2 protein-coding genes are annotated in these 1,602 nt (G+C 62.7%); one reads left to right on the top strand and one right to left on the bottom strand.

Features of this window, described 5'->3' with window-relative positions; genetic code table 11:
* The first annotated feature begins 103 nt into the window (after positions 1–103).
* Positions 104–640: an FAD-binding protein gene (locus AC5RWT_RS37230; RefSeq protein ID WP_494084593.1), complete on the top strand. Its 537-nt coding sequence runs from the start codon at positions 104–106 to the stop codon at positions 638–640.
* A 743-nt stretch (positions 641–1,383) separates the two neighbouring features.
* On the opposite strand, the gene AC5RWT_RS37225 is transcribed toward AC5RWT_RS37230, so the two are convergent.
* Positions 1,384–1,602: hypothetical protein (locus AC5RWT_RS37225; protein WP_494084592.1), on the bottom strand; the 219-nt coding region annotated here is incomplete at its 5' end.

Raw genomic sequence — 1,602 nt, 5'->3', positions numbered from 1 at the left:
CGCCTCACACCCCTCGAATTTGAGACAATCGAAACCGGCCTTCAAGCCGCTTAGAAACCATCAACCCCGAGAGTCAACGAAACCCGGGGCAGTCCCAAACGCCTTGGGCATCCTTGTATTCGACCAGCGGGTGCGCGAGACGTATGCCACCGCCGAACCATTCCCGGGTCTCGGCGCCCTGGACCGCTATCTGGCTGGGGTCGAAGCCGGCGCGCGGCATGCGGAGGCACTCACCCTCGAAGGGCTCGTCGATGCGATCTCCCAGTGGGGCGTACCCAGCGCGACCCTCACAGCGACTCTCACCGAGTATGCGGACGCGGTGGCCGCCGGTGGAGGATCAGCGGGCGGTGCGCCGGTATCTGGCCTTGCGGACCCTCCGAATACGCCGCCCTTTTATGCGATCGAGGTACAGCCGTCGATAACATTCACTTTTGGTGGGATACCGATTGACGCAGAAGGCCGAGCGCTCGATGCAGTCGGCGTGCCTGTCCCCGGAGTCTTTGCGGCGGGGGCAGATATCGGCGGCCTTTCTAACTATGGGTACGCGGGAGGCCTCGCACCCGCCTATATCACCGGTAAATGGGCCGGCGCCTCTGCTGCCAAGTTTGCAGCGCGACAATCAGGATCGGGGCGGGAATGACACCTCGCAGCAAGCAATACGTCGGCGTCCGTCTCGGCGCTTTTGTCGCGGGGTCACGGTGAGCGCGGACCTGTATGGCCGCAGCGTTGCCGCGCTCGGAAATACGGTGGCTTAGCTGGAGGCCAGACTCATGACGCAAGTTGAAAGTCTCGCGCTGGTCCACGCGTTTCGCCGTGACCTCGCGAAGGAGCTAACGCATTGGCTTTCATAGGACGTGCACGCGGACCTGTTGCAAAGCTCGTCGGCCAGCTCAAACCCACCCACCTCAACGGAACTGGCAATCCAGAGTACGGAGCTTGGGCCGTTCGGTCGCGATCGAGCAGGTGTTCAACATCCCCGCGCTGGGAGCGTTCGCGATCACTTCGTCGTCGCGAATGGCCTCCCTGTGCTCCGGGCGTCGTCCGCGTGACCACCGTGCTGGTCCTTGTCGTTAGCGTCGCCACCGACGTGGTCTACATCGTCCTGAACTCGAAGGTGCGTGTGATGACCTCCACGACGCAGCTGGCGGTGAACCGTCCGAAAAGGTCAACATTCCCCGGTTCGCCGAGCTTTCCCGACGCTCTGTCTGTTGCGCCAACCAAAGCGGGTTGCGTGTCGCCCGCCGGACCATCGGAGGGAGTCGGCGCGCGGGTACAACCGAGCAACCATGACGCGTCCGATCGCCATGCCGATAACTGGGGCGACCACGCTGATCTCATCGCCGCGATCGCTCGTCTCCGAGCTTCGCGACTTGGGCGAGGTCGCTAGCACTGTGCGCTCTGTGCCCAAAACTTCTCGCGCATTTCCGCGGAGAATCCATCCGACGAGGCAAATCCGCGCCCGATGAGGTTGTCTGCGTCTCCAGTCGCTGGAACGGCATGAAGATTGTCAGCGGCCATGAAAAACTGCCCGTAGATGGCCACGAAAGTGCCCGCTGGCGGCCAGTAAAACTGTCCATTCGCGGCCATGTAATCTGCCCACTT

The sequence above is a fragment of the Arthrobacter sp. Dra40 genome (assembly GCF_059091905.1).
Note: the sequence above shows the minus strand (reverse complement) of the source record. Positions and strands in the feature narration are given on the sequence as shown.